The organism is Arthrobacter sp. SIMBA_036 (assembly GCF_046535135.1).
Taxonomy (GTDB): domain Bacteria; phylum Actinomycetota; class Actinomycetes; order Actinomycetales; family Micrococcaceae; genus Arthrobacter.
On the sequence record NZ_JAWRXG010000521.1, the window covers coordinates 1 to 228 of the forward strand.

A 228-nucleotide genomic window follows, 5' to 3' on the forward strand; every position below is an offset into this window, starting at 1 on the left:
ATGACCACGGTACCCGGCATGCAGACCTACATACGCCGCAAGGCACAGCTGCGGATCCGGGAAGCCTTCAGGGCAAAGGGCATCGAATTCGCGCAGCCGACCGTCAATGTCGGTGGCGACGAGCGGGAGGGTGGAGCGGCCGCAGCCGCCGCCACCATCAAGGCGCAGCAGGCGAAAGCAGCTGCGGCAGCAGAAGTGTGACAAGGGCCAAAGCCGAGGGGACGACAC

At 65.8% G+C, this 228-nt stretch carries 1 protein-coding gene; it reads left to right on the plus strand.

What is annotated here, in order from left to right; genetic code table 11:
- A partial coding sequence (locus SB659_RS20715; RefSeq protein WP_410551809.1) for a hypothetical protein occupies positions 1-201 on the plus strand: 201 nt, incomplete at its 5' end.
- Positions 202-228: the final 27 nt, after the last annotated feature.